Annotated in this window: 23 protein-coding genes; 15 read left to right on the forward strand and 8 right to left on the reverse strand. The window is 44.3% G+C overall.

The features are described from left to right. Window positions 1-111: 111 nt before the first annotated feature. From JEY82_RS15455 to JEY82_RS15470, 4 genes are all read right to left on the reverse strand, one after another. On the reverse strand, window positions 112-1,146 hold the full coding sequence (locus JEY82_RS15455; protein ID WP_304087242.1) for a DUF481 domain-containing protein: 1,035 nt from the start codon (window positions 1,144-1,146) through the stop codon (window positions 112-114). Window positions 1,147-1,266: 120 nt separating this feature from the next. Further along, window positions 1,267-2,499 (reverse strand): EAL domain-containing protein, encoded by a 1,233-nt coding sequence (locus JEY82_RS15460; protein WP_304087244.1) that lies wholly within the window; start codon window positions 2,497-2,499, stop codon window positions 1,267-1,269. 101 nt (window positions 2,500-2,600) lie between these two features. Next, window positions 2,601-2,930 (reverse strand): P-II family nitrogen regulator, encoded by a 330-nt coding sequence (locus JEY82_RS15465; protein WP_092161867.1) that lies wholly within the window; start codon window positions 2,928-2,930, stop codon window positions 2,601-2,603. 30 nt (window positions 2,931-2,960) lie between these two features. Further along, a complete protein-coding gene (locus tag JEY82_RS15470; RefSeq protein WP_304087247.1) occupies window positions 2,961-4,331 on the reverse strand; it encodes an ammonium transporter in 1,371 nt (456 codons plus the stop codon). Window positions 4,332-4,870: 539 nt separating this feature from the next. Here JEY82_RS15470 and JEY82_RS15475 point away from each other — a divergent pair. The 12 genes from JEY82_RS15475 to trpA all read left to right on the forward strand — a co-directional run bounded on the left by JEY82_RS15475 (window position 4,871) and on the right by trpA (window position 16,423). After that, window positions 4,871-5,668 (forward strand): 2-amino-3,7-dideoxy-D-threo-hept-6-ulosonate synthase, encoded by a 798-nt coding sequence (locus tag JEY82_RS15475; protein ID WP_304087249.1) that lies wholly within the window; start codon window positions 4,871-4,873, stop codon window positions 5,666-5,668. 17 nt (window positions 5,669-5,685) lie between these two features. After that, window positions 5,686-6,669 carry a 3-dehydroquinate synthase II family protein gene (locus JEY82_RS15480; protein WP_304087251.1) on the forward strand — a complete coding sequence of 328 codons (984 nt, stop codon included), beginning with the start codon at window positions 5,686-5,688 and terminating at the stop codon, window positions 6,667-6,669. Between the two features lie 4 nt (window positions 6,670-6,673). After that, window positions 6,674-7,777, forward strand: a complete 1,104-nt coding sequence (pheA, locus tag JEY82_RS15485; protein ID WP_304087253.1) for a prephenate dehydratase — start codon at window positions 6,674-6,676, stop codon at window positions 7,775-7,777. Between the two features lie 35 nt (window positions 7,778-7,812). After that, a complete protein-coding gene (gene aroA / locus JEY82_RS15490; RefSeq protein ID WP_304087255.1) occupies window positions 7,813-9,147 on the forward strand; it encodes a 3-phosphoshikimate 1-carboxyvinyltransferase in 1,335 nt (444 codons plus the stop codon). A gap of 1 nt (window position 9,148) precedes the next feature. Beyond that, window positions 9,149-9,925: a prephenate dehydrogenase gene (locus tag JEY82_RS15495; protein WP_304087257.1), complete on the forward strand. Its 777-nt coding sequence runs from the start codon at window positions 9,149-9,151 to the stop codon at window positions 9,923-9,925. A 113-nt stretch (window positions 9,926-10,038) separates the two neighbouring features. Next, window positions 10,039-11,451, forward strand: a complete 1,413-nt coding sequence (locus JEY82_RS15500; RefSeq protein ID WP_304087259.1) for an anthranilate synthase component I family protein — start codon at window positions 10,039-10,041, stop codon at window positions 11,449-11,451. Continuing rightward, on the forward strand, window positions 11,435-12,007 hold the full coding sequence (locus JEY82_RS15505; protein WP_304087261.1) for an aminodeoxychorismate/anthranilate synthase component II: 573 nt from the start codon (window positions 11,435-11,437) through the stop codon (window positions 12,005-12,007). The genes JEY82_RS15500 and JEY82_RS15505 overlap by 17 nt, the downstream gene beginning before the upstream one ends. A 37-nt stretch (window positions 12,008-12,044) precedes the next feature. Next, window positions 12,045-13,034 carry an anthranilate phosphoribosyltransferase gene (trpD, locus tag JEY82_RS15510; protein WP_304087263.1) on the forward strand — a complete coding sequence of 330 codons (990 nt, stop codon included), beginning with the start codon at window positions 12,045-12,047 and terminating at the stop codon, window positions 13,032-13,034. Between the two features lie 3 nt (window positions 13,035-13,037). Continuing rightward, entirely contained in the window at window positions 13,038-13,829 is a 792-nt protein-coding gene (locus JEY82_RS15515) for an indole-3-glycerol-phosphate synthase (protein WP_304087265.1), read from the forward strand. Then, complete coding sequence (locus JEY82_RS15520; protein WP_304087267.1) at window positions 13,826-14,464, forward strand: phosphoribosylanthranilate isomerase; 639 nt, start codon at window positions 13,826-13,828, stop codon at window positions 14,462-14,464. Before JEY82_RS15515 ends, JEY82_RS15520 begins: the two co-directional genes overlap by 4 nt. Further along, window positions 14,461-15,639, forward strand: a complete 1,179-nt coding sequence (trpB, locus tag JEY82_RS15525) for a tryptophan synthase subunit beta (protein WP_304087270.1) — start codon at window positions 14,461-14,463, stop codon at window positions 15,637-15,639. Before JEY82_RS15520 ends, trpB begins: the two co-directional genes overlap by 4 nt. Window positions 15,640-15,652: 13 nt before the next feature. Further along, entirely contained in the window at window positions 15,653-16,423 is a 771-nt protein-coding gene (trpA, locus tag JEY82_RS15530; protein WP_304087272.1) for a tryptophan synthase subunit alpha, read from the forward strand. A 98-nt stretch (window positions 16,424-16,521) separates the two neighbouring features. Here trpA and JEY82_RS15535 read toward each other — a convergent pair whose 3' ends face one another. The 4 genes from JEY82_RS15535 to JEY82_RS15550 all read right to left on the reverse strand — a co-directional run bounded on the left by JEY82_RS15535 (window position 16,522) and on the right by JEY82_RS15550 (window position 20,733). Further along, window positions 16,522-17,199 carry an RloB domain-containing protein gene (locus tag JEY82_RS15535; RefSeq protein ID WP_304087274.1) on the reverse strand — a complete coding sequence of 226 codons (678 nt, stop codon included), beginning with the start codon at window positions 17,197-17,199 and terminating at the stop codon, window positions 16,522-16,524. Next, window positions 17,199-18,488, reverse strand: coding sequence for an ATP/GTP-binding protein (locus tag JEY82_RS15540; RefSeq protein ID WP_369681171.1), 1,290 nt, complete (start codon window positions 18,486-18,488; stop codon window positions 17,199-17,201). Before JEY82_RS15540 ends, JEY82_RS15535 begins: the two co-directional genes overlap by 1 nt. Window positions 18,489-18,631: 143 nt before the next feature. Then, the gene (locus JEY82_RS15545; protein WP_304087276.1) at window positions 18,632-20,029 is read right to left on the reverse strand and encodes a HAMP domain-containing sensor histidine kinase; all 1,398 of its coding nucleotides are present in this window, start codon (window positions 20,027-20,029) and stop codon (window positions 18,632-18,634) included. Continuing rightward, window positions 20,026-20,733 (reverse strand): response regulator, encoded by a 708-nt coding sequence (locus tag JEY82_RS15550; RefSeq protein WP_304087278.1) that lies wholly within the window; start codon window positions 20,731-20,733, stop codon window positions 20,026-20,028. The genes JEY82_RS15545 and JEY82_RS15550 overlap by 4 nt, the downstream gene beginning before the upstream one ends. 148 nt (window positions 20,734-20,881) lie before the next feature. Here JEY82_RS15550 and JEY82_RS15555 point away from each other — a divergent pair, with 148 nt between their 5' ends. From JEY82_RS15555 to JEY82_RS15565, 3 genes are read left to right on the forward strand one after another with little or no spacing between them, the layout of a single operon-like run. After that, a complete protein-coding gene (locus tag JEY82_RS15555) occupies window positions 20,882-22,348 on the forward strand; it encodes an efflux transporter outer membrane subunit (protein WP_304087279.1) in 1,467 nt (488 codons plus the stop codon). A gap of 12 nt (window positions 22,349-22,360) precedes the next feature. Further along, complete coding sequence (locus JEY82_RS15560; RefSeq protein ID WP_304087281.1) at window positions 22,361-23,581, forward strand: efflux RND transporter periplasmic adaptor subunit; 1,221 nt, start codon at window positions 22,361-22,363, stop codon at window positions 23,579-23,581. Continuing rightward, window positions 23,574-26,771: an efflux RND transporter permease subunit gene (locus tag JEY82_RS15565; protein WP_304087283.1), complete on the forward strand. Its 3,198-nt coding sequence runs from the start codon at window positions 23,574-23,576 to the stop codon at window positions 26,769-26,771. Before JEY82_RS15560 ends, JEY82_RS15565 begins: the two co-directional genes overlap by 8 nt. Window positions 26,772-26,952 lie beyond the last annotated feature (181 nt).

Genomic DNA, 26,952 nt, shown 5'->3' on the forward strand with positions numbered 1-26,952 from the left:
TAAATTCCGTAGTAAAAAATATTTTAAGATGCAGATTCAGTAGGTAAAGGTACACTTATAAGTTTAATTCAGGTGTGTTTTATACTTAATGGTAAGTTACTTGATTGATAATCAATCAAAAAGCTGAGGGAAATCCGAAAAAGAATAACCCATATTAAACATTATGCGTGAGTCATCCTGTAGTTTTCCCGGGACGGGGTCGTTGGTCCAGTCATAATTATATTGAAATGATCCGAAGAAGCGGTCCACAATTGGAAACATTATCCCTGAACGTGATTGCCAGAGCCAGTTGTCAGAGTTTTTCATGCTGATCAGCCCCATCTGATTGTGAAATAAATTCAGCCGGTCGGGGAAGATCCACCAATCGAAGTTGATACCCCATTTAGCCGCTACAAATTCTCTGCTGTCGCGGGAAGTGTAATCTTCCCATACATATGCAGGGCCGGTTTCAAGAGACAAAGTCAGTCTATCACTGTCGAAGAATTGGTAACCAAGTCCTGTTCCTATTATTGATCGTAACGTAAGATCTTGGAATTGATCCTGTTGAATCTGTCCAGAACCTGTGAGAAATATTTTTTTATCTAAAAAACGGTTGTAGTCAGCAGATAAAAGCCAGTTATAATCGGAACGCTGTCCTTTTGATGTTGCCCAATAATGATCACCCTTTGTCTTCCAGCGATTTTTTCCTGTCGCATATGAAATATCAAATGAAGCGCCGATGTTTTCTTTGCGGGTATTACCTGATGCTTTGTTCCACCCTGCGCGTATCCCCCCCTTTAATTTGTAGTCTTTGGGACGGGAATTTATTGAGGCTACTTTACTGGTTTTTATACTTTTTTCAGTTCCAACCTGCTTGGTTTGTTCAGCTTTTACTAAGGAGGAGAGTTCTTCTTCGTCAACTTTGTGATCAGGTTTGACAAAAACTTGCATTTTTTGATCGGAATCAAGAGATAGCACCTGCCCCCAGTCTATTGTTATTTCTCCAGCATAAGTGGTCGTGAGCTTCAGTTTGCCGCTCTCCATCACGCTGACTTTTCCTGTTAATTTGTCCCCGTTTAAGAGATTAACTGTATCAGCTTGAGCAAGCTGTACTGTCATGATGGTTATGACAAAAATAAATAAAATCATTTTTATTCTTAAAAACATTTAATCTCCTAAAAAAGGTAGGGATTATTGAGCTGAAGGGAAAGTTATTTTTAAATTATCTAGCAGTCAATATACTAATTGTTGTGGATGGACCAGTTTGGAGTGAGTGCAGTAGTTCGATTATACGTTTAATCTGGTGCTGATATCAATGCAAAGTACCGGGCTGTTTTTGCTGCAATTCAGTTTTGTAGAAACGGTTATACAGGTATTTCCCGAAGCAAGGGATATATACGGAGAAGTTGTATGCCAGGCTTTACCGGATTTAATGGTCAGAAAGTATTCTTTAAGGGAGTGGTCGGCCCCTTTGGGGGCAGGCTGATAAATAAGTCGGCGATTCACTTTTAATCTAAAAGGATTGCAAATTGTCTGTGAGAGCTGTTTGCCATTTTCGTTTAAAATATAAGCGCATTCGATGGTACTGTTTTCATCTATAAACGAGGATAAAACAGCATCTGAATTATGTTCCGGGCTTAGAGTAAGGAGATTCTTCAGTTCTTTTGCCAGTTTTTTATAAGAATTTTCCAGCCTTTTTTCCATGGCAAGTCTTTCCATCATATGAACTTTAAATCTCGAAGATAATGATTTTATGGGCGTGGTGTGGTCATTTTTTACGTTTTCAGCACACATGGGTTTTCCGAAATAATATCCTTGAAAAACATCAATTCCCATGCGCATCAGGGTCAGAGCTTCCTGCGTCGTTTCAATTCCTTCCGCAAGCGGAAGAGTTCCGGTTCTCTCAGCAAGGTGTATGAGAGACCGTGTAACTTCAAGGTTGTGAAATTTAGTGTCGATATCCGTAATCAGCGAACGGTCAATTTTAATTATGTCCGGTTTGAGGGCAGGTATCCGGTCAAGGTTCGAGTGTCCTGTACCGATATCGTCCAAAGCTATAAGAAAGCCGAGTTTGCGGCAATTTTCAGTAAATTTGTAGAGAACTTCTTCATTTCCGGCTTTTGATTCAATTATTTCTATGACGATATTGTTCGCAGGAATTTCAAATTCTTTGATCATTTTCCCGGTGGTGCCTAAATCCTGCGTATTTTTTCCGAGCACCGCAGCGTCAATATTTACGGAGAGCAAAAGAGAGCGGTTGTGCTGAGAAATCGGGGCAAAAGTTTTAAAGGCTTTTCTTCTGCAAGCTCTATCAAGTTTTGTCAGTGTCCATAGATCCTTACACATTGAAAACAGCTCTACAGGGGAGATTATTTCTCCAGTGTAAGGATTGATACCTCTCGTTAAAGCTTCATATCCCAGCACTGATTTTCTGCTCATAGATATGATCGGCTGAAACATCGTTGCCAAGCATTCTCTTTCGATAATTTCGTGAATTGATATTGAGGGTGTTTTGTGCATGGCTTTAATCTTAAAAGCCGGTCGAAAGGGGGTGTGGAATACCTTTCGACCGGCAGGGTGGCCCCAATGCGAGTGGAGGCATCGGGTAATTTTATTGTATATTAGAGAGTTTCTTCGCCGGTTCTGATTCTGATGGTTCTGGGCAGATCCTGTACGAAGATAACCCCGTCGCCTTCTTTACCGGTCTGAGCAGCTGTTTTGATGGCATTTATAGCGTCTTCTACTTTTTCGGCCGCCAATCCCAATTCAATGCGTACTTTTTTAAGAAGGTTAACTTCCATTATTACACCGCGGTAAGTCTCAGTGAATCCTGCCTGTCTGCCTGAACCAAGGATGTTGGTTACAGACATAGTGTAGATTCCTTTAGCGTAGAGAGCCTGTTTAATCGGGGTCAGATATTCGGGACGAATGTATGCAATAATAAGTTTCATTTGTTTAATTCCTTTCTTTTTATTATGTGGCTACTCGTTGGAGAAGATCTGGAATCCGTTGTAGGATTCCATGCCGTGTTCGGATATATCGAGGCCTTTCATTTCTTCTTCTTTGGTTACTCTGATTCCGACAGTGGCCTTGGCGACAGCAAATGCAATGAGTCCTGCACCGAATGCCCAGACGAAACATACTCCGATACCGATGAGCTGAGGAGTTACAAGCGCGAATCCTCCACCGTAGAACAGTCCGCCTATTCCGTCATTGAGTTCAGGAGTTGTGAACAGGCCGCAAGCGAGCGTTCCCCATGCTCCGCAGACTCCGTGAACGGAAACAGCACCTACCGGGTCATCAATTCTAAGAATTTTATCAATAAATTCGATTGAGAGTACTACGAGAACTCCTGCAATCATTCCGATGATAATTGAAGCTGCCGGGGATACTGTTGCACATGCAGCGGTGATGCCGACCAGACCTGCTAATGCACCGTTACAAGTCATAGATATGTCCGGTTTCCCGTATCTGATCCAAGATGTGAACATTGCTCCGAGTACGCCGCCACAAGCGGAAAGGCTTGTTACTACTGCGATAAGTCCGATTGAACCGTCAGCAGTTGTTGTTGAACCCGGGTTGAATCCGAACCAGCCGAACCAGAGAATGAATACACCAAGTGAGGCCATGGGAATATTATGACCGGGGATAGCCTTAGCTTTGCCGTCAGCAGTATACTTTCCAATACGCGGTCCAACTATGATGGCACCTGCCAGAGCAATCCAGCCGCCTACAGAGTGAACAACTGTTGATCCTGCGAAGTCCATGAACCCGAGTCCTTCAAGCCAGCCTGTTCCGGCGTCTCCGAGCCATAGGCTGCCCCATGCCCAGTGACCTGAAACGGGATAGATGAGCCCTGTTACAATCATAGTTACCAGAATGTAGCTGCTGAACTTTGTGCGTTCGGCTATGCCGCCGGAAACAATTGTTGCCGCTGTTGCAGCAAATACAGACTGGAAGAACCAGAAAGTCAGCGTCCACTGTCCGTCAGGGGTGGTAAGGCCGACTCCTGCCAGACCGAATCCTGAAGTTCCGATAAATCCGCCAGCATCGAGGCCGAACATGAGTCCGAATCCGAAAAGGAAAAAGATTATAGAACCTGCCGCAAAATCGAGAAAGTTCTTCATAAGGATATTACCGGCACTCTTTGCGCGAGTGAATCCAGCCTCTACACATGCAAATCCTGCCTGCATAAACATAACCAGTATTGCAGCAAGAAGTGTCCATAAAATGTTCGCGTGGGTCTGGGTAAGAAATTCTTCTCCAGCAAAAGCTGCAGACGGAGCAGCAAGAGTAAGTACTGTTGCAATGGTCGAAACTTTTCGGCCTATTGATGAAAATTTGAAAAACATGAAGCCCTCCTTCGGGGTGTAAATGGCTTTAAGAATGTTTTTTTCTAAGCATCTACCGTGCCAAAGAGGTAACATTTTGATATTATTGAATTTGTTTGTTTGAGCTTAAAGTGGTCTGTTACAAAATTGTATTAATATGCTTTTATTTGTAAATTATAACTGTATAAATTTACAAAAAAGTAATTTAATAAATAATTATGATTTTAAAATTGAATGTAATTAACAAAAAACGAGTATTATATATGATAAGAAAAAAATAAAGAAAGTTGTTGACTCTTTTGGGTGAGAGTGATTACCTGTTTCCTATGCAAACTTTCAACTCCATAGGCGCTAGCCAATCTTATTTTTATTACTTCTATTTTTGGTGCACACCCGCTTGTGGTCGTGTGGAGGTTTGCTCGTGAGAAAATAGAAAGTTCTTAGCAAACGACCTCTACAAAAGGGCCGCAGGCGATAATTCGCCGGCGGCCCTTTTTTTTTATTTTGAGGTCGCCAGATGCAGCGGACCGATTATGAGGCAAACCAGCAGGATAAAGAAAATGGATATCGGAAAAAAAATCAGACTTGAAAGAATTTTCAACCGCAATACAGAACGAACAATAATTGTTCCTATGGATCACGGTATCAGTGTCGGCCCTATCGAAGGACTGCGGAACATGCGTGAAGCTGTCGGCGATATGGTAAAGGGCGGAGCAAACGGAGTGCTTATGCACAAGGGTCTTGTTCGCTGCGGGCACCGTATGGAAGGTCGCGATGTAGGTCTTATTGTTCACCTTTCTGCAAGTACATCTCTTTCGCCTACTCCAAACGCCAAATCTCTGGTCGCTTCTGTTGAAGACGCTTTACGCCTCGGGGCAGACGCAGTCAGTGTCCACGTTAATCTCGGTGATGAAACTGAAATTCAGATGCTTCATGATCTCGGTGAAGTGACTTCCCGCGCAACTGGATGGGGGATTCCTGTTCTTGCCATGGTTTACGCTCGCGGTCCTAAAGTTAAAAATGAATTTGACGCGGACATGGTTGCACATTGCGCACGTGTCGGAGAAGAACTTGGTGCTGATATTGTAAAAGTAGCTTACACTGGAGATCCTGAATCTTTCGGCCGGGTTGTTGATGGCTGCTGTATCCCCGTAGTTATAGCCGGTGGACCTAAGCTTGATACCACAAGAGCTTTCTTGCAGATGGTTTCTGATTCAATCAGCGCAGGCGGTTCCGGTCTTTCTGTCGGACGAAATGTTTTCCAGCATAAAAATCGTGTCAAATTGGTAGAAGCTCTCAGTAAAGTCGTTCACGAAGACGTAACAGTCGAAGATGCTCTCGAATACCTCGGCGAATAATATAATTGGAAACCATGATGAAAAAGATAATTTTTAAAGCAATTCCTTTTGATAAGAATCTTCTGACCTTAGCTCTTGAGTCCGGCGTAGATGCCGTTCTCGCTGAACCGGAACATGTAAAAGCGATAACTGAACTCGGCAGAGTTACTGTCATTACACCTGAAGATATGCCGCTTGTCGCAATTAATGAGAAAAGCGACGAAGAAATAGCTATAGGTCTTGCTGTGGAAGGACGCGAAGTTTGTCTTGCAAAGGGCTGGGAGATTATTCCGGTTGAAAATATTCTTGCACAGGTTAAGATATTAGCTCTCGAAGCTGAATCTCTGGATCGCGCAAGACTTGCCGCCGGAGTTCTTGAGCGTGGTGCAGACACAATCGTTGTTTTGCCGGAAGCGGCACACGATCTTAAGGCAATTGTTGCAGAACTTAAACTCAGTCAGGGCCACATGGAATTACAGAAAGCTAAAATTACCAAAATTGAATCCGCAGGGCTCGGGCACCGCGTCTGTGTAGATACAATCTCCATGCTTAAAAAAGGGCAGGGAATGCTGGTCGGTAATTCAAGCGCGTTTACTTTTCTGGTTCATGGTGAAACTGAGTCCAACCCTTACGTTGCGGCCCGTCCTTTCAGAGTGAATGCAGGAGCAGTTCATGCTTATGCGCAGATGCCCGGAGACCGGACAACTTATCTGGAAGAACTTACTGCCGGAACTGAAGTTCTTATCGTTGATGCAAGTGGAAAAACTTCCATTGCAACGGTCGGACGGTGTAAAGTTGAAGTCAGACCCATGCTGCTCATAACTGCCGAAGTTCCAACTCCGCAGGGACCGGTTGTGGGTAAGGTCTTCTTGCAAAATGCGGAAACAATAAGAGTTGTAAGCGCTGAAGGTGAGCCGGTAAGTGTAGTGGCAATCAAACCGGGCGATGAAATTTTGTGCCGTCTTGATGATGCGGGCCGCCATTTTGGAATGCGTATCACTGAAGAGATTGTCGAGGAATAATAGAATGTCAGAATCCAGCAATAATAACTTAGATCATCTCAGGGAAGAAATCGACTCGCTTGATGGCGAGATACTTGAACTTCTCAACAAACGCGCGGCAGCATCCCTTTCTGTAGGCAAGCTTAAAGCAGGGTCGGCTGATCAGATATTTAAACCTTTCAGGGAGCAGGAAGTTCTTAGAGGTTTGACAGAGCGTAATCCCGGGCCCCTTCCAAGTGAGCATCTAGAAGGTATTTATCGCGAGATTATTTCTTCTTCGCGCAGATTGCAGCGCCCTGAAAGAGTCGTCTATCTTGGACCTGAAGGAACTTTTTCATATTTTGCGGGATTGGAACATATGGGGCGTCAGGCAGATCTTGTGCCGAAAAACAATTTTGAAGATATTTTTGTCGCTGTATCCAAAGGTGAAGCCGACTTAGGCATCATTCCCCTTGAAAATTCACTCAAGGGTACAGTGGGGCAGAATGTTGATTTGTTCATGCGCTATCCTGTCTTCATTCAGGATGAAGTGTATAGCCGCATCAGTCACGGCCTCATAAGCAAGGGCGCGGGACTGGATCAGATCAAAACTGTCTATTCACACTCCAAGGCATTGGAACAGTGCGCCGGGTGGTTGCGAGTCAATCTGCCCGGAGCATTGCTCCAGCCTGTGGATTCCACAGCTAAAGCTGCGGAGATTGTTGCTGCAAGTGATGAACCGTGCGCCGCTCTTGGTAATATCAAGCTGGCTAATATTTTCGGTCTTAATGTCGTGGCGGAAGCTATAGAAGATTTACCGGATAATTGGACCAGATTTTTGATAATAGGGCCTAAACCGGGGCAGGAAGGAAAAAGGGATAAGACTACAATTCTCTTTACTACTCCCGACCGTCCGGGTGCATTGGTCAGCGTGTTAAGTGTTCTTTCCGGTAAAAACATTAACATGACCAAGCTTGAATCCCGCCCTTTTCTAGGGGAAAAATGGAAGTATATGTTTTTTGTGGACCTTCAAGGTGATCTCGGCACTGAGGAATATGAAAGCATTATTGATGAACTTAAGGATCGCTGTCTTACTTTCAAAATTCTGGGAAGTTACCCCGGTGGTTCACAGCACGGAAGTAAGTTTTAGTTCTCATAACTTCTTTTAAAAAAGGGGATAAACGGATGACTTCCGACAATTTTATAAAAATTAAAGCACCTTCATCTAAATCGATGTCTCACAGAGCGCTTATCGCAGGTGCTTTTTCAGACGGATCGACTGTGGTGATTGATCCTTTGGACAGCAACGATATTAATCGGACTATGGATTGTCTTTCGACAATGGGCGCGGAGTTCAGCGTTGAGCAGAACTCTACTGTTGCTATAGGTATGCAGGGCGGGCCTAAAGGCGGCGCAAAAGAACCGGCTGTTCTTGAAATGAGGGATTCCGGTACAACTTGCAGACTTCTCACTGCAATTGCCGGAGCCGGGAAAGGTGTTTTTCGTGTTCAGGGAACGCCCCGCATGCATGACCGTCCTATCGGCGAATTGACTAATGCTCTCGAATCTCAGGGCGTTAAAGTCACTTTTGCAGACAAACAAGGATACCCGCCGGTAACTCTTGAGTCGAACGGTTTTATCGGGGGAGAGATTGAAATATCCCTTGAGGAAAGCAGTCAGTATCTTTCCGGTTTACTGCTGGCCGCACCGTTTGCGCACGAGACGACTGTTATTAAAGTTGTCGGTAAAAAAGCCGTTTCATGGCCTTATGTTGCTTTGACTCTTAAGGTTATGGAAGATTTTAAAATTTCGTTTTCGGTCGAGAAACTTAAAGACGGACAATGGGAAAAGACAGATTGGAGAACAGTTTCCAAAGTTGTCCCCGGTGAAATAAGATTCCGCGTGAATCCTTCTGATTATCAGAGAGACAGTTACAGCGTTGAGGGTGACTGGAGTAACGGATCATATTTTTTAGCCGCCGGAGCTGTGGGGACTAAGCCCGTTCGGGTTGAAGGACTTGCTATTGATTCTTTGCAAGGTGACCGGGCCATTGTTGATATATTGAAAGCCATGGGCGCGAAGATAGAAAGTGATTCCTCAGGAGTAACAGTTTATCCTTCGAAGTTACACGGTATTGAAGTTGATATGGGGCTTTGCCCCGATTTAGTGCCGACAGTAGCTGTTGCTGCCGCTTTTGCAGACAGTCCCACGACTATTACTAATGTAGCTCACTTGCGGATCAAAGAATGTGATCGTTTGGATGCCAGTGCTACTGAAGTAATGAGGGCAGGTGGCAAAGCCGAGGTAGGGGATGATTTCATTAAGATTATTCCTGCTCCGCTTAAAAAAGATGAGAAGATTATTTTTTCAACATATGACGATCACAGGCTGGCAATGAGCACCGCAATTTTCAGCTTAGCCGGAATTGAAGCTGTAGCTGAAGAGCCGGAATGTGTCGCAAAATCTTTCCCTGATTTTTGGAAAGAATGGGATAAAATTAAAAAGGGTAATGGTTGCTAACATGGAATCTGATTTTAGCAGAATTCACAGCATAGCCGTAATCGGTTCAAGAGGGCAGATGGGTGGATTCCTTGCTCTTAAAGCCGAGCGGGCGGGGATTCTCGTCCATCGTTTTGACCAACCCCTTGACGAGAAAGAGATGGCACGCCTTCTTCCCGGGACCGATTTTGTACTTTTGTGCATTCCGGTAAATGTTATGGATGAGGTGCTTACTAAAGTTGTTCCTCATATGAAAAAGGGATCTATTTTGTCAGATGTAGGCTCGGTTAAAGGGCGTCCGCTACAACAGATGATCAGAGCTTATGACGGTCCTGTTGTCGGAACTCATCCTTTGTTTGGATCGACCATTCCTGTGGATTTTGACCCGACGGTAGCTCTTGTTGCCGGTCGTGAAGAAGATGCGGGCGCGCTTGAATCCGTTAAGGATTTTTATGAACGGCTCGGGTTCGGCGCATTTGCCTCAACTGAAGAAGAGCATGACCGTGCAATGGCAATGATTCAAAGTCTTAATTTCAGTTCAACCATAGCTTTCTTAGCGTGTGCAAGAGAGCTTCCCAATATTGAAAAGTATGTGACTCCGTCATTTAAACGCAGACTTGAGTCCGCGCAAAAGATGGTGACACAGGATAGTGATCTTTTTGTAACAATTTCTGACGCAAACCAGTATAGTCTAGAAGCTATCCGCCTTTTCCGTTCTTTCCTCAGTCTTGCTGCGTCCGGAGATATGGATCTTCTTTCCGAACGTGCTTCTTGGTGGTGGCGTGACAACCATACCTAGGGAGAATAATATCTGAAAAAGCAAAGCCGCATTCTCCCAGAGGATGCGGCTTTTTTTATATGTAGAGAATTGAGTGAGTGCTTAATCATAAAAATCAAAAGGGAGCAGGAGATATGAAAATCGAATTGACTCAGTATGGCAAATGGTTGCCGGCTGACGTGCAAACGCCCATCAGCCTTTATCTCGGGCTGGTTGGAGATGCACCGGGAATACTACTTGAGAGTGCCGAGGTTGATGGACGGTTGGGACGATACAGTCTTATCGCCTGGGATTTCAGGCTGGTCTTATCTCCTGTTCGCGGCAAGCTGGCTGTTGAATGTGCGGATTCACGCCTTGCCGGACTGGCGCAGTATTCAGGAATGGAATTTCTGGATGGTCTTCGGGCGGTGATGAAAGCTTTGCATGTGAACACTCAGAAAGAAGTTGGGATTCTACCCGCTTTGACCAGAGGGCTATACGGAACATTAGGTTACGGCCTTGCCGGAATGCTTGAACCTAAGCTTGCGGACAAAATTCCAGCCAAGGATGTTGAGGTTCGCCTTGCTCTGCCGGGGCGTGCTGTTCTGTTTGACCACTTGAAGCACCGTTGCTGTTTTCTTTCTCTTGATGAAGGTGCCAAACCGGAATTTACCCCGCAGGACTTCAATAGCAAGTGTGAATCTACCAAGGTAGGTGAACCTGTGGCTGTCCCGGGGCGTGAAAAATATATTGAAGGCGTTGAAAAAGTTCGGGAACTTATCGCAGAAGGTGAGTGTATTCAGGTGGTCCTCTCCACTCGTTTCTCAGCACCTTTCAGCGGTAATGCTTTTGATCTTTATCGCAGACTCAGGCAGGCCAATCCGTCACCCTTCATGTTTTACATGAAGTTCAGCCGTGAAGAAATTCTGCTTGGATCGTCTCCTGAAATGATGGCCCGTTGTGAAAAGGGCAGGCTTGAAGTCCGTCCCATTGCCGGAACTCGTCCACGGGGCAAGGATGCCGCCGGAGACCGCAAGTTCTCCGAAGAGCTTCTTGCCGATCCTAAAGAACGCGCGGAGCATATTATGCTGGTTGATCTTGGTCGTAATGATCTGGGCCGCATCGCCAAACCCGGTACTGTTACCGTTGAGAAGTTTATGCAGGTTGAATATTTCAGCCACGTTATGCACCTGACTTCATATGTGGAAGCTGATCTTCGTGACGATTATGATGCAATTGATGTGTTGCAGGCAACTTTTCCGGCAGGAACCCTTTCCGGTGCTCCGAAAATAAGAGCGATGGAAATTATTGCTGAAATTGAAGAAGTTCCGCGCGGACCTTATGGCGGGGCAATCGGTTTTATCGGACTCGATAAAGACTCGATCAATCTTGATACAGGCATAACCATCCGTTCAATGTGGATCAGAGATGGCAAGTGTCACTGGCAGGCCGGGGCCGGAATTGTTTATGATTCCGATCCTGAAATGGAATGGAAAGAATGTAACAACAAGGCAAGAGTTTTAAGAGAAATTTTGCAATCGGAGGGCGGCGATGTTTTTGCTCGTTGATAATTTTGATTCGTTCACATTCAATCTGGTTCAGGCTTTTCAGCAGCTGGGTGCCGAGCCTCTTGTCCTTAGAAATGACCGTGAGGAAATTCTGGAACTTGCTGAATCCGGAAAACTTGAGCGGGTCTGTCTTTCTCCCGGACCGAGCACTCCTCAGAATGCCGGTCTCAGTCTTGAATTTCTATCCCGCCTTCCTAAGGAAGTTCCGGTTATGGGAGTTTGCTTAGGACATCAGACTCTTGGACATTTTGCCGGAGCCTCAGTTGTCCGGGCGGGGCGCATTATGCACGGTAAAACTTCAATGGTTTATCATAATAATGATGGGCTGTTCAGTGGTTTGGACGATCCTTTTGAAGTCTGCCGTTATCATTCTTTAGTGGTGAATGTTGATGAAGCTCCTGAAATTCTAGAGCGCACAGCATGGACAGATCAGCAGGAAGTCATGGGACTTCGGTACAAAGATCGTCCGTGGGCGGGAGTGCAGTTTCATCCCGAGTCTATTTTGACTCCGGACGGACCGAAGCTTTTGAAGAACTTTCTTGAGGGAAATATTTAATCAATTTTCATTAATTTAAGGATATAAGGATAGTAAAATGGCGGAATGTGTAACCACGGCTTTGACAGAACTGACCTTCGGGCGAGACCTTTCAACGGAACTGGCTGATTGTGTTTTTGAATCTCTTTTTTCAGGGGAAGTGTCTCCGGTACAGGCCGGAGCATTGCTCATGGGGCTTCGTGCAAAGGGAGAAACGGCTTCGGAAGTTGCATCCGGCGTAAACGCCGCGCTTAAAGAAGCTAAGCTTGTTAAAGGGCTGACCGGACAGTTGATCGACACATGCGGAACAGGTGGTGATGGAAGCAACAGTTTTAACTGTTCAACAGCTGTGGCTCTTTATCTGGCAGATATGGGCTATAAGGTGGTTAAGCACGGAAACAGGGCGGTTTCGTCTTCCTGCGGAAGCGCTGACATCCTTGAAGAGCTGGAGATTTCAATAACAACCACAGCCGAAAATGTCGCCGAAGTTCTTGAGCGTGATAATTTTGTATTTCTTTTTGCTCCTAATTATCACCCGGCTTTCGGGAAAGTAGCTCCGATTAGAAAAGAACTTGGTATTCCGACTCTTTTTAATCTCATGGGACCGCTTTTAAATCCCGCTCGTCCGACTCATCAGATTCTGGGTGTCGGCAGACCGGAAATAATGCGTCTTATGGCAGAAGTTCTTGCTTTGACAGATGTCGGCAAAGCTTATGTTGTTCACGGAGCCGGACGTTTTGACGAGTTGACACCTTTCGGTATTAACAAGGCAATTCTTGTGGATGATGGAATGCTGACCGAGCTTGAAATTGATCCGGCTGATTATGGTTTTGCTCTTTCTTCTCCTTCGGATGTAGCAGTTACGGATCGTAAGAATGCCCGCGAAACTATCCGTAAAGTTTTAGCCGGAAAAGCTCCGCAGCCTATGCTTGATATGGTGGCACTTAATCTTGGAGCCGCCCTTTCGTTGCTAGATGGAACCAGCCTTGCTGATGGCATTGAAAAAGCAAAAGCAAAAATCGCGGTGGGCGTGAGCAGGGAGTATTAGAAGATGCTTGAGAAGTTTCGCATAGCCAAACAAAGTGAAGTGGATATGCTCCATAAGGTCGAGGCGGAAGGTGGGCTTCCCGCTCCATATACTGGAGTTCGTCCTTCATTTGCCGACGCGATAAGGCGTGATGAATCGGGTATGAAAGTTATTGCTGAATATAAGCGGGCATCACCTTCCAAGGGTGATATAAATCTCGGTTTAAGTCCTGCCGAGGTGGCGGATATGTATGCCGGTGGCGGTGCTTCTGCCATTTCAGTTTTAACGGAAGAGCACTATTTTAAAGGAAGTCTCAGTTATCTTGATGAAATTAAATCTTGCGGATTGCCGATGCTTCGCAAAGATTTTCTGGTTGATCCGCTTCAGATTGTTCAGACTGCGGCGACTCCTGCTTCGGCCCTATTAGTTATAGTACGCATGTTTGCTGATGACGGTCTGCTTAAGGAAATGATTGATAAAACTTATGAAGCCGGACTTGATGCGGTGGTTGAGGCTTTTGATTTGCAAGATCTTATGCGGGCCAAAAAAGCGGGGGCGCGGATAATACAGATTAATAATCGCGATCTTGATAACCTCGGAATCGACATGAACAGAGCAGTAGAGTTTATTAAAGAGCGTGATGACAGCGAAATCTGGATTTGTGCCAGTGGTATTAATGAACCGGATGATTGCATAAAAATGGCAGAACTCGGTTATGATAGTGTGCTGGTCGGGACATCCATAATGTCGAGCGCAAACCCGCAGGATAAACTTGCCGCTCTGGTTGCCGGATCTGCGTCTGGAGGCGGGCGATGAATCAACTCATTAAAGTATGCGGTATGACTCGCGTTGAAGATGTTGCTAATTGTGAAGAGCTGGGCGCTGATTTTCTGGGATTTATTTTTCATCCCTCAAGCCCCAGGTGTGTGGATGCGGATTTTGTGCGCTCGGTTGTGGTTAAAAAAGCTAAAAAAGTCGGCGTATTTGTTAAGCAAAGTGCTGCGGAAATACTCGAGATTATGAAGAATGCAAAACTAGATTTCGCTCAGCTTCATGGCGGGCAGAATGAAGAATTCTGCAAAGCTATCGGTAAAGAGCGCGTGATTAAAGTGCTTTGGCCCCAGCGTTATGATTCGGTGAAAGAGTTTCAGGATGATATTGACCGCTTTACAGCTTATTGCAGTTATATGCTCTTTGATGCCGGAAGTTCCGGCGGCGGGCATGGCAAAACTCTCGATTTTTCAGTTTTTTCAGAAGTGAAAATTCAGATACCGTGGCTACTTGCAGGTGGTCTTTCATCAGAAAATTTATTGGAAGCCATAAGTAGTGCAAAACCAGACGGTGTTGATCTGAATTCCGGTGTGGAAGTTAGCCCCGGCATTAAAGATATAAATAAATTGAGTGCAGCTTTTGTTTCAGTGCACTTAGCAAATAAGAGGAAAACGTCATGAAAAGAGGATATTATGGAGATTTCGGTGGACAGTTTGTACCTGAATTGCTCATGCCTCCACTTCTGGAGCTTGAAGAAGCAATGGGGAGAATTCTAAAATCAGCTGAATTTCAGCAGGAATTCACACGTTTGCTCAAAGATTTTGTGGGTCGCCCTACAGCGCTTACTCATTGCGCAAATCTTTCACGCGAGCTCGGTTTCAACCTCTGGTTGAAACGTGAAGATTTAGCTCATACCGGAGCTCATAAAGTTAACAACACTGTCGGTCAGGCTTTGTTAACTAAGATGATGGGTAAACCTTGTCTTCTGGCGGAAACCGGAGCCGGTCAACACGGGGTTGCAACTGCAACAGCCGCTGCTCTTCTTGATCTTGAGTGTGAGATTTATATGGGAGCTGTCGATGTAAAACGTCAGTCTCATAACGTTCGCCGCATGGAACTTCTCGGCGCAAAGTGCATTCCTGTCGAATCCGGCACGCAGACTTTGAAAGATGCGATAAATGCTGCGCTTCGTCAGTGGATAGCTAATCAGCGCACTACCCATTACTGCTTCGGAACCGCAGCCGGACCACATCCGTTCCCTCTTCTTGTAAGAGAATTCCAGTCCGTAATCGGTCGTGAAGCAAAGCAGCAGTTTAAAGAACGTACTGGTGAGATGCCTTATATGGTTGTTGCCTGTGTAGGCGGCGGTTCCAATGCAATCGGTATGTTCCACGAATTTGTTAATGAAAAATCAGTGAAGATTGTAGGCGTAGAAGCTGCTGGAACAGGCAAACCGGGATGCACTAATTCCGCACCTATTAATCTGGGTACACCCGGAGTGCTTCACGGAATGAATACTTTGTTATTACAGACAGATGAAGGACAGATACTTCCATCACATTCTATCGCCGCCGGACTTGATTATCCCGGTGTAGGGCCGGAACATGTCCATCTTCACGATTGCGGCAGGGCGCAGTATGGCATGGTCAATGACAGTCAGGCTATCAATGCTTTTCACGTACTTTGCCGCAAGGAAGGAATTCTTCCCGCGCTTGAAAGTTCACATGCTGTAGCATGGGTGCTCGAAAACAAGGATTCGATTCCTAAAGATGCAAACGTAATTGTGAATCTGTCCGGTCGCGGAGATAAAGATATGGGTATTTTAGAAGATTACCTCAAGCAGCACGGGAAATAGTGGAGCAGATAAAATGAGTATTACAACACTTGCTGATAAAATAAATGAAGCCAATGCAGAAGGGCGAACAGCTCTCATTCCTTTTCTTCCCGGTGGATATCCGAATAAAGATATATTCTGGAAAGAAATTCTCGAACTTGATGCAAACGGCGCAGACATAATCGAAATAGGAATGCCTTTTTCCGATCCGGTTGCAGATGGTCCTGTCGTCGAAGCCGCATCTCTCAAGTGTCTTGATGCCGGAGTTAATCTAAAATGGATTATTGAAGGGCTCGCAAAAGTTCGGTCGCAGATCAGCGCAGGAATCGTGCTGATGGGATATTACAATCCTGTGCTTCAATATGGGCTTGAGAAGTTTGCAAAGGATGCTAATGATGCGGGAGTAAATGGGCTGATCATCGCTGATTTACCGTATGAAGAGGGTGTAGAATTTCGGGATTTATTAGCGGAAAACGAAGTCGCTCTTGTTCCACTGGTAGGACTGAACACAACACCTGAGCGCATGAAACTTTACGCTGATGGTGGAAATGGGTTCTGCTATTTTGTTTCTGTATTAGGAACAACAGGCGATCGCGATTCTTTGCCGGAAGAAATCAAGGTGGGCCTTAAAAACGCGAAGGAAATATTCGATATTCCCGTAGCGCTGGGCTTCGGGCTGAAACATCCGTCACAGCTGATACCACTTGAAGGATTGGTCGACGCGGCTGTTTTTGGATCAGCTCTCATCCGTCATATCGATGATGGTAAAAGCAGCGCTGAATTTATGAAGGTCTGGAAGAAATAATATTAAAGATAGGCTTTTAGTAACCAGCTTTTGATGACCAGAGGGGGAACTTTTTTATGAAAGTTTTCTCTCTGGTTTTTTTATAATGGGAGTGTTTCTTATGTTGTGGGTTTTGTCTTTTTAATCATGTTTATGAGGTTAGGCATTTCTGTCATTGGATTTGTCAGTGGAACGTGGGATCTTATTCTGTTCGCATATGGTAGCTTTGTTGTGATGCTTAATTTCTTGGCGTTTGCTATTGCTATTTTTAAATTCGTGCAAAATATTTCCGCTTCTTTCTTGTTTGTTGGCATTGGCTTATCGAAATTCGGAAATACAGCCTTAAGGTGTTTAACTACATCTGTTGCATTTGGGTAAGTTTTTCCACGCTCAGTAAAATGCAAAATATACCAGTACTCAATTGACGGGTAATTAAAAAATACAGCCCATGCAGCTTTAGAGTCGGAAGCTCTTCTTTTCTTTTGTCCGCAAATTTTTTGAACTTCGCTTTGCAATGTTGTGATATTGTCAATTTCTTTATCAGATAATTGCTCGTTTTCGAGGTCTTTTAAAAAGATTACAGCATCAAAAGTTTTTGGGTCTCTTTCTATATAGGTATGAACTTTATCAATACAATTAAATATCTGAGTATGTATTTTAATGGGCTTGTCTGGCGATGCTAGACATTCATTTAAAACATATTTGGCATAGTTCTGCTCTGTTTGACCATCGCAAATTAATAGAATGTTGGCTTTTTTATTGCGAGTGTTTCTGGCGGATTGTTTTGGACGAGCCATTATAAACCACCATCCCAGTCGACCTCTGGCACTGCGCCGAATCGCCCATCAAGGTAATCTTTATAAAGTTTTTGTCCGCGATCATTTTTACTGACCGAGCCAACTCCCTTAAATTCAGATAGACTGAAAAGTCTTGTTTCAAATGTGTCTTTGTCTTTTTCAGTAAAATAAATTTCGTCTGGGCGGAGCAATGTTTTGTCCATGACGGTAACGTCGTGTGTTGAGAAAATTAGTTGTGCGCCTTTAGGGTTTGTAGCTTTGTTCGTGAATAATTGAATTATTTTACGGACGAGATATGGATGCAATGCACTGTCTAGTTCGTCAAAAGCAACAGGTGTTCCTAAGTAAAGATTGAGAATAATCATCCCTGAAATCGAAAAAAAAGTTTTTGTTCCGTTAGATTCATCGTCTTGAAAGTTAAAAGGAATTGGATTGCCTTGAATGTCTAAATGGGAAAAAGAGATTTCTAATTTGGGATTAAATAATCCATCTGAATCGTTAAAGATATATTCTTCTGAGGGGGATAAGCCTAGGCTTCGCTGCTTTTCATTTATGTTGACTTCATGGACATTAATGTCAGCGGATTTAAGGAGGTGAGTAACGTGTTCTATATTAATTGTTTCATTTTGAATAAAACTAGCTGTGACATATTCTGGAATATTTGTTGATGTGAATTGTCCAAAAGATTTAAACCAGCTTATAGCTGAATCAAAGATGGAAATTTCGCCTTTGTTTGAGAGGAGCGCAAGAGCTGTTTGTTGGTTATTGATCTCCGCTTTCCATACGTTTAAAAAAGCTTTTTTGGGGTGGATTGAACGGTGGAGTTCTAACTTGTTTTGTTCCCTGTCAATAAGAGTTACTTCTCTAGCTCCTTTTGTGTTGGGGATTGCAGTCAATTTTTCACGGATAATTTCTTCTGGAACAAGTTCAAGCCAATATTGATACATGTGTCCATTTAAAGCGATAAATTTTATCCTGAAACAAGTAGGTTTGTTGGCGTAGGTCGGATTTAATCGGAAACAGTTGTCTTCAAATAAATCTTCTTTTTTTCTAAGAACTGACTCTTGAATGATTTTTTTCAAAAAAGAGAAAGCCTTCAAAACATTACTTTTCCCCGAAGCATTAGCCCCCAAAATAGCAACACAAGGCAACGCTTCCGGCTCGCGGTTAATTCCCGTCTGTATGATATTATGATCATCATCTTTTTTGCTCTTAATAGCGGGCTGCATATATAAAGTCTGCTCTTCACCGATAGAACGGAAATTAGCGACACTGAATTCTAATAACATGCTGATATTCTCTCAGAGTTTGATTTGATGACACTTAATGTGCAATATGTGTATGAAGATATGATTTTTTTCCAAAAAATGGAAGGAAAACTTATCAAATAATGAGAAGTGCCACCCGTTAGCCCCATTTTATCTAAGTCGCTTTACCCTTTGGCAATGGGTAGAGTGACTGTGATTGTGAATCCCTTTTCAGTATTTGTGGCTTGCATAGAGCCTTGATGCATGGTTGCAATTTTTTGCGCGGCAGCAAGGCCGAGTCCGTAACCCGGTGTATCATGACCTTTGAGGCGGTGGAAAGGATTGAATATTTCTTCAAGCTCTTCTTCGGGAACAGGCGAGTGTGTGTTGGATATTTGAATTACGGCTTTATTCATCAATAGTTCATTTTTTTTTGCTCGCAGTTCTACTTCAATAACGCCGTTTTGTTCGGTGTATTTAAAAGCATTTCCAAGAATATTATCGAGGATGACCCTGATGGCGTTCTGGTCGCAATCGGTGATAGTTACGTCTCCAAGATCGCTTACTATTTTTAACTTTTTATGGTCGGCGGTTGGTTGGTACTGATACAGCAATTCTGTGATCAGTAAATCAAGATGAATAGAATCGTTCATGGGTGGAACTTTTTGCATATCGAGTTTTGAAAATTCTATTATTTTCCCGATGAGTGTATCCATGTGGACAATTTCGGATTGCATGCCGCTGATAAAAGTTTCGCATTGTTCTGGTTTATTATTATTTATTTTTTCCCGGATCATTTCCAGCGAAATACCCATACGGGCCAGCGGACTTCGCATTTCATGTGACACGTTGGCGGTGAGTTCTCTGTTGCTTTTGATAATTTTTTCAAGACCTTCAGCCATATGATTAAAAGTTCGGGCAAGTTCTGCAACTTCATCTTTTCCGCGTACTTCTACGCGTTGTGTCAAATCTCCTTGCCCCAGTTTAGCAGCAGATATGGTCAGTTTTTTTATGGGTCTGATTATGCGCAGGGCAACCGGAAGAAGGAAAAGAGCAGCCAGTATTGTAATAAGAGCCTGTCCGCGCAGGAACCATATTTCTTCTTCAAATTGTTTCCATGGGTGAAATAAGTGGTAGGTGAAAGGGTATCCTTCTGGAATGTCAGAAGAATATGTTCCGTAAACAGATTTCATTCCTTTACGACGTTCTTTATATATGTATACGCCTTCAGCGGTTTTTGTCGGTTCATCTTCCAAATGCAGGGTCAGGTCCGGGATTATTTCACTCGATGAGGCAACAATTTCTGAATATGGCCCTGTAATCCACACTTCGGCGTGGAAAGATTTGCTGAGTGTTTTCAGCATCGGTGTGAGGGCTTCTTTTTCCTGTTCCGGTGAAAGATGTTTCGACTCAATTTCCATTTCTGTGAGATTTTTCATGGCCATCAACTGGCCTTCTGTTCTTTTCATGCGTGGGCTGCCGGCCCATCCAGTGTGAATAATCCATATTACTGTGAATTCGGAAACCATGAGTACAAGCAGGAAAGCTAGAAATATTTTCAGGTAAAGTCTGCTTATTTTCATTTTTCACCTACGAACATATATCCGGTTCCCCAAACTGTTTTGATGCGTGATTCATGTTCCGGGTAGGGTTTAAGCAGTGCTCTCAGCTTGCTGATATGAACATCAATGCTACGGTCAAAGGCGTTAAAATCTTTGCCCCAGACCGAAGTCATAAGGTCGTCGCGGGTAAGCGGAGTCCCGTGATTGCCCATCAGTGCGTGCAGAAGTTTGAATTCCGTGGAGGACAGTTCCAGTTGTTCGTCTCCGATTTCGAGCCGTTGGTAGGCAATGTTCAGAATCAGACCTGCTACTTTGATAATACCTGAGCTTTTAGTCTCGCCGTTCCGTTCGGAATCCTTTGCACGGCGAAGCACTGCCTTGATGCGGGCGAGCAGTTCGCGGGGGTTGAACGGCTTGGGCATATAATCGTCAGCGCCCAGTTCGAGGCCGACAATACGGTCGGTATCTTCGCCTTTGGCGGTGAGCATAATTACGGGGACATTTGAGTGCGGACGTAATTCTTTCAAGACTTCGAGGCCGTCTTTTCCGGGCATCATAATATCCAGAATTACGAGCGAAGGGTTTTCACTTTTTACCGTTTCAACGGTTTTTTCGCCTGACGGAAGAGTGAGCACCTTAAAGCCGTAGCCTTCAAGATATTGGGTCAGCAAGTCTCTAAGCTTACTGTCATCATCGATGATGAGCACGGACAGTTGTTTTTCCATATTATCCGAATACCCTCGCAGGTCGTTTCATGAAAGGAAGAAAACGTCATTTTTACATTTATTAACAATTTTTATCATCAGCGTAATACTCTTTTACTACCCTTGAGATATAAAAAGTAAAAATGGAATGCAATGGAGATCTCAATTTATGCCTTCATATAAATATAAGCTGTTAATTTACAGTTTGATTGCTGTTTTCGGTTTGTCCGCATGTTCACCTTTCAGGCCTGCCCCTCGAGATGGTGTCACTATGGGGCTTCCACTTTCTTATACTTTGTATTCTTCTGAACCGCAGGAGTTTGGTAAGTGGTGGGAAAGCTTTGGCAGTGCTGAATTGAATAGCATGGTGGAAGAAGCGCTTACAGCTGATTTTGATGTGCGGATTGCCTGGGCAAAATTGCGTCAGCTTCGTGCAAGTGCAATAAAATCAGGGGCGGCAAAATATCCTACCCTTGATGGTTCTGGTAAATATACCGGTAGTAAGACCGGATCAGACGGGACAGAAGGAACAAAAGGTTCCACCTCCACTGATAAACATGAGCTTGGACTTACAGCTTCATACGAAATTGATGTATGGGGAAAGATTGAGGCAAAAGCCAATTCAGGTGAGCTTGATTTCTTAGTTTCCCGCGAAGACGTAAGCTCTGCGGCAATGACTGTTGCATCGGAAGTTGTCTCCCGCTGGCTTGAAATTCAAACTCAGCGCCAGAAGAAAGCCATACTTTTTCAGCAACTTGAAACTAATACGATATATCAGGATCTTGTCGAGCTTAGATTCCGAAATTCTCTGGCTAACGCTTTGGACGTTTATCAGCAGCGGGAGAATGTTGCTCGTGTGAAAGCTTTAATCCCTCCTGTTGAATCACGCGAAAGAATTTTATTAAACGAACTTGCGCTTCTGTTGGGGCGTCCAGCCGGGACAGTTGAGATTTTAACCACAGATTTTCCCGCTCTTGCCCCTGTCCCCGGACTAGGACTTCCGTTTGATCTGCTTGCCAACAGGCCGGATGTGCGCTCCGCAGGACTTAAGCTGCAATCCTCTGACTGGGCTGTTGCGGCGGCAAGGGCTGACAGACTTCCGAGTTTTAATCTTACAGGTAATGCCGCACTGACCAGTGCTCAGATCGCAAATATTTTCAGCGGCTGGATGGTCGGACTGGCGGCTTCCATTGCCGGGCCTATTTTTGATGGTGGCTATCGCTCGGCGGAAGTGGATAGAACCCGCGCCGTTGTCGATGAACGACTCCTTAACTATAAACGCACAGTTTATATCGCGTACAAGGAAGTGCAGGATTCGTTGATTAAAGAAACATGGCAGCAGGAATATATTACGGCACGTAAAAATCAGCTTGATGCCGCAAAAACCAACTTAAATGAAGCCGGGTCCCGTTATTTACAGGGGCTTGAGGAATATCTTCCGGTTTTGAGTGCTTTGCTCAGTGTTCAGAGTCTTGAGATCAATATTGTTGAGGATGAATCCAATCTTTTATTATACAGGGTTTCGCTTTATCGCGCACTCGGCGGCAACTGGACTGATTCACTTACTTCGGCTGATGAGCTTTCCGAAACATCTGTCAAAACTGGTGCTGAGATTAAAACCGTTTCTACGAAATAAGGAAATTTAGATATGGCCAAGCAAATTATGTATTACGTTAAAAATATAGGTCTTAAAGGGATTGTTCCTATTCTTATCCTTGTTATTGCCGGATTCGGAGCGAGGGCGTTGATTGCCAGTAAACCTGTTGCCAAGAAAAAAGCTCCTGTTGTTTCTGCTCCTCTGGTGAATGTAGAAATTATGAAGCCGCAAGATCTTAAAATCTGGACTCCGGTTATGGGGACAGTTGAGGCTGCTCGTAAAATTACTCTTGAGCCGCAAGTTGCAGGCAGGGTTATTTCCGTAAGCGATTCATTTATTCCCGGTGGATATTTCAAACAAGGGCAAGAGCTTTTGCGTATTGATCCTCTGGATTACGAGCTTGCAGTTAAGCAGCAACAGTCTGTTGTTATTAATGCGGAATATAATCTTAAGCTTGAGCGTGGACATCAGAAAGTTGCGGGGAGAGAGTGGAATCTTCTTAGAAAATCTTCCGGTGGAACTTTGCAGGAGGCTGATTTGGCACTTAGAAAGCCTCATCTGGAGAAAGCGGAAGCTGACCTCGATTCTTCCAAGGCAAAGCTTAAGCAGGCACGTGTCAATCTTTCCCGTACAACAGTAAGAGTTCCTTTTTCGGCGATGGTTGAAAGCAAGAATGCAGATCTGGGTGCTAATCTCGGAGAGCAGGAAGCTATTGCAACTCTTGTCGGGACCGATGAGTTCTGGGTGATGGTATCTGTTCCGGTTGATCGTTTAGATCGTCTGGTTATTCCCAGCGCAACTAATGGTTTTAAAGGTTCTGCCGCTCGCATTGTTTCCGGCAGCGGAGAAAGTTCATTTGAAAGAGAAGGGCAGGTACTGCGTCTTTTGCCTTCTCTTGAATCAATGGGACGTATGGCGCGTGTAATTGTTGCAGTTAAAGATCCTTTGAATCTGAAGGGTGATCCTGATCTTCGCCCTCTGCTTCTCGGTAGCTATATAAATGTTTTTATCGACAGTGGAACTTTAGAAAATATTTTTGCTGTATCCCGTTCCGCCTACCGTGACGGCAATACTTTATGGGTTATGAAGGATTCCGGCGTGCTTGAAATCAGAAAAGTTGAGCCTGTCTGGCGTGATCAGGATTTTATTTATCTTGATTCAGGTCTTGCCGATGGGGAAAAGCTGGTTGTGACCGATATTTCCGCGCCGTTGCAAGGAATGAATCTACGCGAAAACGTATCTGAGGAAGGAAAGGATAACAGCAATGGCTGAGAATAGTAAAAAACCGACCGGGCCGATTTCATGGATGGCGGGTAATTCAGTTGCCTCAAATTTATTAATGATAATTTTGCTTATTGGTGGGCTTGTAATGGCCTTCAACATTAAGCAGGAGGTTTTCCCCGAATTCAGCACGGATACCGTGACTGTTTCAGTTTCTTATCATGGAGCCAGTCCGGAAGAAGTTGAGCAGGGTATTGTTCTGGCTATTGAAGAAGCTGTCATCGGTCTGGACGGGGTTAAAGAAGTTACCAGTTCAGCTTCTGAAGGACGCGGGTCTGTTACTATCGAAGCGATTGAAGGGTATGATCTCCAGCAGCTTACTCAGGATATAAAAAGTGAAGTTGACCGTATTACTTCATTTCCAGAAGAAGCTGAAGATCCGTCTGTAAAGGAATCGTCCCATAAACGACAGGTTCTTGCTTTGATGGTCTATGGGGACGTGAATCCATTAACTTTACGCAAAGTCGCAGAAAACTTGCGCGAAGATCTTATCAGTGATCCCGGCATCACTCAGGTTGATCTTTCAGAAGTGAGCGATCTTCAGGTTACAATAGAAATTCCTCAAGATAAGTTGCGCGCATATAATCTGACGCTTACCGATGTTGCCAAAACCCTTAATGATGCTTCAGTCGAATTACCCGGAGGCGGCATTAAAACAGGTTCCGGCGAAGTTCTTGTAAGATTTAAAGAACGCAAGGATTTTGCTCGCGAATTTGCACGTGTACCGATTGTTACGGGTAGCGATGGAACGCAGGTGCGTCTGGAAGATATTGCGGATGTAAAAGAAGATTTTCAAGATGATGACAATATTACTTCATATAATGGAGTGCCCGCGGTCCGGATAAATGTTTTTAGAGTCGGTACGCAGACGCCTATAACTGTTTCTGAAGCCGTTCATGCGAAACTGAAAACGTTTAACCGCAGTCTGCCTAAAAGCGTGCACGTTGATGTGCGCAATGATTCTTCTGATGTTTTTAAGCAGCGCATGGATCTGCTTCTTAAAAATGGATTAATGGGACTGGCGCTTGTTTTTATTTTACTGGCCTTATTCTTGGAACCGAGGCTGGCTTTTTGGGTTTCCATGGGAATCCCTATTTCATTTCTAGGTTCAATGCTGATTCTTTCTCCCGCAGATGCAAGTATCAATATGATCTCTATGTTTGCCTTTATTATTTCGCTAGGTATCGTAGTTGATGATGCTATTGTTGTGGGGGAAAACGTTTATACTATGCGACAACAGGGTATGACGTGGCACAAGGCGGCTTACGAAGGAGCCAAAAGAATTGCTATGCCTGTAACGTTCAGTGTGCTTACCAACATTGTCGCGTTTATGCCGCTCTTCTTTATTCCCGGGATTATGGGAAAGATTTTCAAAATTATTCCGCTGGTTGTTTGTAGTGTTTTTGCGGTTTCATTGGTTGAAAGCCTTTTTGTACTCCCTGCTCATCTTGCTCATGGTGGAGAGGGGCAACCGGGTAGAATAATGGCTTTTGTTCTGAGGAATCAACAGAAAATTTCCAAGGGACTTATGGTTTTCATCGAGAAGGTATACCGACCTTTTCTTGATAGAGCTATCGCATGGAAATATCTGACTGTTGCTCTGGGATTTGCGTGTCTGCTTATTGCATTTGCATATATTAAAAGCGGCAGACTCGGATTCACCATGTTTCCGAAAATTGAATCAAATTATGCATATCTGACAGTTGATCTGCCTTATGGAACTGCAAAAGAAGTAACAATGGAAGTGCAGAAAAAAGCTCTTAAAGCTGCTGCTATTGTTACGAATGAAAATGGCGGAGATAAACTTGTTCGTGGTGTTTATTCTAAGATAGGCGGCGCGGGCAGAGGTAGTTCAAGCGGAAGCCATGTACTTAAAATTCAAGTTTTCCTGACGGATGCCGATATCCGCCCCATTTCAACTGACCAGTATACTAAAAAATGGCGGAACGAGCTGGGGCCGATTGCAGGTGCGGAATCTGTTCTGTTTGAATCTGACCGCGGAGGTCCGGGGTCTGGCGGATCTCTTGAAATTGAACTCAGCCATACTGATATCGGCGTGCTTGAGAGAGCCGCGTCTGATCTTGCTGCGGCTTTAAGTACTTATCCTAAAGTAAAAGATATTGATGACGGATATTCACCTGGAAAAAGACAGCTTGATTTTGAGCTTCTGCCTGAGGGTAGAAGTTTGGGATTGACTCCGCAAGGCGTTGCTTCACAGATGCGGGCCGCCTATTACGGAGCCGAGGTCCTTAGACAGCAACGCGGAAGAAATGAAGTAAAGGTCATGGTCCGCTTGCCGATATCTGAAAGAGTTTCGGAATATAACCTTGAAGAAATGATAATCCGAACTCCGAAAGGGACAGATGTTCCTTTGCGGGAAGTTGTGAAAATCAAAGGCGGTAGGTCATATACTTCTATTAACCGTAGAGATGGGCGAAGAGTTGTTTCTGTCAGTGCGGATGTTACACCCCGTAAGGAAACTGCGCAGATTATTCAGTCTGTCGTAAAAGAATTTTTGCCGCAGCTTAAGGCTGATTATCCCGGACTGGGCTTTTCCCTTGAAGGCAAACAGGCTGATATGCAGGAAAGTACGGACAGCCTGATTTCCGGCCTGCTCATGGCAATGATGTGTATCTATGCTTTGCTGGCGATTCCTTTTAAGAGCTATTTTCAACCGATAATTATTATGATTTGTATCCCGTTCGGCATCGTCGGAGCCGTTATCGGGCACATCCTGCTGGGCTACAGCCTGAGCCTCATGAGTTTGTTCGGTATCGTTGCGTTAAGCGGGGTCGTAGTAAACGATTCATTAGTTTTTATCGACTATGTTAATAAAATGCGCATGAAAGGGCATTGTGCGTATGATGCCGTTCTCGAAGCCGGAACGGCTCGTTTCCGGCCTATTCTGCTGACGACCTTAACGACATTCGGCGGGCTTGCTCCGATGATTCTTGAAACATCCAGACAAGCGCGTTTCCTTATCCCGATGGCAATTTCATTGGGATTCGGGATACTTTTTGCGACAGGCATCACACTGATTCTGGTTCCTTCCTTTTATATGATATTTGAGGATATCAGACGCGGAATCAGGAAGCTTTTCAGGCTTCCTCCGATAGTAGGAACAATGGACGGAGTTATCGAGAATGTTCCGGTGACGCAGTGTGAGCATAAGCCTGAATAATTAAAAATATAAAAACAGCCCGTTCAAAGTGATTTGAGCGGGCTGTTTTTTTGTGATGATTCCGGGCATAAATATAGTAGAGAGAAAAAACTGTTAGGGCGACCTAGAGCGTGGAATTTCCTCAAATAATACTGTAAGCTCTTCTCATGTCAAAACGCCCGATACTTGTTCTTCAGATGCA

It is taken from the genome of Maridesulfovibrio ferrireducens (genome assembly GCF_016342405.1).
GTDB lineage: Bacteria > Desulfobacterota > Desulfovibrionia > Desulfovibrionales > Desulfovibrionaceae > Maridesulfovibrio > Maridesulfovibrio ferrireducens_A.

Bases quoted from the DNA above. Each gene is read 5' to 3' on its own strand.
- JEY82_RS15455 (WP_304087242.1), bottom strand. From the start codon at position 1,146: ATGTTTTTAAGAATAAAAATGATTTTATTTATTTTTGTCATAACCATC.
- JEY82_RS15460 (WP_304087244.1), bottom strand. From the start codon at position 2,499: ATGCACAAAACACCCTCAATATCAATTCACGAAATTATCGAAAGAGAA.
- JEY82_RS15465 (WP_092161867.1), bottom strand. From the start codon at position 2,930: ATGAAACTTATTATTGCATACATTCGTCCCGAATATCTGACCCCGATT.
- JEY82_RS15470 (WP_304087247.1), bottom strand. From the start codon at position 4,331: ATGTTTTTCAAATTTTCATCAATAGGCCGAAAAGTTTCGACCATTGCA.
- JEY82_RS15475 (WP_304087249.1), top strand. From the start codon at position 4,871: ATGGATATCGGAAAAAAAATCAGACTTGAAAGAATTTTCAACCGCAAT.
- JEY82_RS15480 (WP_304087251.1), top strand. From the start codon at position 5,686: ATGAAAAAGATAATTTTTAAAGCAATTCCTTTTGATAAGAATCTTCTG.
- pheA (WP_304087253.1), top strand. From the start codon at position 6,674: ATGTCAGAATCCAGCAATAATAACTTAGATCATCTCAGGGAAGAAATC.
- aroA (WP_304087255.1), top strand. From the start codon at position 7,813: ATGACTTCCGACAATTTTATAAAAATTAAAGCACCTTCATCTAAATCG.
- JEY82_RS15495 (WP_304087257.1), top strand. From the start codon at position 9,149: ATGGAATCTGATTTTAGCAGAATTCACAGCATAGCCGTAATCGGTTCA.
- JEY82_RS15500 (WP_304087259.1), top strand. From the start codon at position 10,039: ATGAAAATCGAATTGACTCAGTATGGCAAATGGTTGCCGGCTGACGTG.
- JEY82_RS15505 (WP_304087261.1), top strand. From the start codon at position 11,435: ATGTTTTTGCTCGTTGATAATTTTGATTCGTTCACATTCAATCTGGTT.
- trpD (WP_304087263.1), top strand. From the start codon at position 12,045: ATGGCGGAATGTGTAACCACGGCTTTGACAGAACTGACCTTCGGGCGA.
- JEY82_RS15515 (WP_304087265.1), top strand. From the start codon at position 13,038: ATGCTTGAGAAGTTTCGCATAGCCAAACAAAGTGAAGTGGATATGCTC.
- JEY82_RS15520 (WP_304087267.1), top strand. From the start codon at position 13,826: ATGAATCAACTCATTAAAGTATGCGGTATGACTCGCGTTGAAGATGTT.
- trpB (WP_304087270.1), top strand. From the start codon at position 14,461: ATGAAAAGAGGATATTATGGAGATTTCGGTGGACAGTTTGTACCTGAA.
- trpA (WP_304087272.1), top strand. From the start codon at position 15,653: ATGAGTATTACAACACTTGCTGATAAAATAAATGAAGCCAATGCAGAA.
- JEY82_RS15535 (WP_304087274.1), bottom strand. From the start codon at position 17,199: ATGGCTCGTCCAAAACAATCCGCCAGAAACACTCGCAATAAAAAAGCC.
- JEY82_RS15540 (WP_369681171.1), bottom strand. From the start codon at position 18,488: ATGTTATTAGAATTCAGTGTCGCTAATTTCCGTTCTATCGGTGAAGAG.
- JEY82_RS15545 (WP_304087276.1), bottom strand. From the start codon at position 20,029: ATGAAAATAAGCAGACTTTACCTGAAAATATTTCTAGCTTTCCTGCTT.
- JEY82_RS15550 (WP_304087278.1), bottom strand. From the start codon at position 20,733: ATGGAAAAACAACTGTCCGTGCTCATCATCGATGATGACAGTAAGCTT.
- JEY82_RS15555 (WP_304087279.1), top strand. From the start codon at position 20,882: ATGCCTTCATATAAATATAAGCTGTTAATTTACAGTTTGATTGCTGTT.
- JEY82_RS15560 (WP_304087281.1), top strand. From the start codon at position 22,361: ATGGCCAAGCAAATTATGTATTACGTTAAAAATATAGGTCTTAAAGGG.
- JEY82_RS15565 (WP_304087283.1), top strand. From the start codon at position 23,574: ATGGCTGAGAATAGTAAAAAACCGACCGGGCCGATTTCATGGATGGCG.